Below are 2,278 nucleotides of genomic sequence, written 5' to 3' on the forward strand. Positions count from 1 at the left end.
TCGCGTCGCGGCTCGTCGCGTTCCTCGCGACGTGGTTCGCGCAGCCGGCATGGGATGCTGCGTGGGCATGACGGCGGGCGGGTGCCCGTGCCGAAAGAAAAAAGGGCCTCGCATGCGAGGCCCGTCAAAGGTCGGAGAAGCCGGTACGCCGGCCGGCAGCCGCGGGCTGCGCGGCACCGGCCGGATGCGCACCGTTACTGCGTCACTACCTTGCGCGGCTTGAAGATGCCCTGGTATTGCAGTGCCGGGCGTTCCTTCGTCACCGGCTCGATGCCGCCGAAGGTCGGCGTCTGGCGCAGCTTCATCGCGGCCGGCGAAGCGACCGAGCCGATCGACGTCGAGCGCGACGCCGGCGCGAGGTTGTTCGCGACGAGCAGTGCGGCTTCGCTCTTCAGGTTCGCGAGCAGGACCGGATCGGTCGAGCCGTTGACCTGCGTGAGCAGCCCGCTCCAGGCCGCGTCGCTGTAGTTCACGACGTAGTAGTCGAGCCCGCTCGGGTCGGCGACCACGCCCGTGCAGCCGTCGACACGCGTTTGCGTCTGCGTATCCTTCAGCGCGAGCGTCGTGCGTTTCGCGAGACCCTGGCCGTACGCGAGCGTGATCGGCACCGTCCATTGCAGGCCCGGATACGCGTTCTTGTTCGGGAACGGCTGCTGCTTCAGCGTGATGACGGTCTGGTTCTTCGTCAGGTCGCACTGCGTGTCGAGCGAGATCAGCGGCACCCCGGTCTGACGGACGTAGCTGTCGCCGATCGCGCCGATCGCCTGGCCGCTTTCCTTCGACAGCGCATCCCACAGGCGCTTCGGCGTGCCGTTGCCGAACGAGTAGTCGACCAGGTACTGTTGCAGACCCTTGCGCAGCGTCTGTTCGCCGAGATAGTTCTCGAGCGTCTTCAGCACGTGGCCGCCCTTGTCGTACGTGAACGCGCTGGCGCTCAGCACGAAGTCGTTCGACGCCCAGCCGTTGAAGTTCGGTGCGACCGGGAACGCGTTCGGGCCGATGTCACGACTGATCACGCGGTACTTGTTCTTCACCTGGTCGAGCCAGCTGAACTCGTTGGGGAAGAACTGGATCGTCGTCTTCGTTTCGAAGAACGTCGCGAACGACTCGTTGAGCCACACGTTGTCCCACCAGTCGGTCGTGACGAGATCGCCGAACCACTGGTGCGCGACTTCGTGCGTCAGCACCTCGTTGCCGTAGTGCGACATCGGCTGGCCCGGCTGCGGCAGGATGTCGTCGGCGAACTCGAGGATCGCCCCCCAGTTCTCCATCCCGCCGAAGTTCAGGTCCTTCTGCTCCTTGAACGCGTCGTTCGCGGCCACCGTATCGAACTTCGTCAGCGGCAGGGCGATGCCCGTGTAGCGGTAGTAGAAGTCGAGCGCCTGCTTGGTGCGGTCCATCGCCGGCTTCGCCCAGTCGCTCATGCCCGGCGGCGTGAACACGCGCAGGTGCAGGCCGCCCTTGCCGCCCGGCAGCGGGCTCGTGAAGTCGTCCTCATAGGTGTCGAACAGGCCGCCGCCGAAGAACAGCAGGTACGACGGCATCGGCGGGGTCTTGTCGAACTGCACGAGCTTGTAGCCGCCGCCGATGTTGGTCGACGGCTTCTCGGCCGCGTTCGACACGACCCGCCAGCTCTGCGGCACTTCGGCCGTCACTTCATAGGTCGGGCGGAACGCCGGCTCGTCCCAGCCCGGGAACCACTGGCGCGACAGGTTGGTTTCGCCTTGCGTGAGGATCGCGCCGCTCGTCTTGCCGTCGGTGCCCTTCAGGTCGACGCGGAAGATGCCTTCCGCGGCCGAGCAGCCCGGATACGGATCGTCGCCGCAGCTGCCGCCGGTCTTCGCGACCGGATCGTCATACGACTTGAAGTTGATGATGCCCGACCATTCCATGTGCAGCGAATAGTTGCCCGGCGAAATCGTGCCGCTCACGGGGCGCAGCTGATAGAAGTCGCCCTTGTCCTGCGGCGTCGCGATCAGCTGGATGTTGCCCGGCTGCAGCGTGATGCGGCCGTTCGTGAACTTGATCCGGTGGCCGGCGATCACGATGTTGTTGACCGGCTTCAGCACCTTGATTTCGACGTCGGCACGGCCGTCGAACGCGTTCAGCGCTTCGTTCGGGCGGAACCACAGCCGGTAGTTCACGGGTACCACGGTGTCCGGCAACTCGACAGGCGATACGCTCTTGTCGACGTTGGATGCGCTTGGCGGCGCGGTGACGGTGGGCGACGAGCCCGAGTGCGGCGCGCCGGCGGAGCTGAGCGCGGACGCCGAGCCCA

General features: G+C 66.1%; 1 protein-coding gene. It reads right to left on the reverse strand.

The window, feature by feature from the left end:
• Positions 1–194: 194 nt before the first annotated feature.
• Positions 195–2,278: M1 family metallopeptidase (locus G3N93_RS37720; protein WP_206135296.1), on the reverse strand; the 2,084-nt coding region annotated here is incomplete at its 5' end.

This window comes from Burkholderia sp. Se-20378, assembly GCF_017104665.1.
In the GTDB taxonomy this organism is placed as follows: Bacteria; Pseudomonadota; Gammaproteobacteria; order Burkholderiales; family Burkholderiaceae; genus Burkholderia; species Burkholderia lata.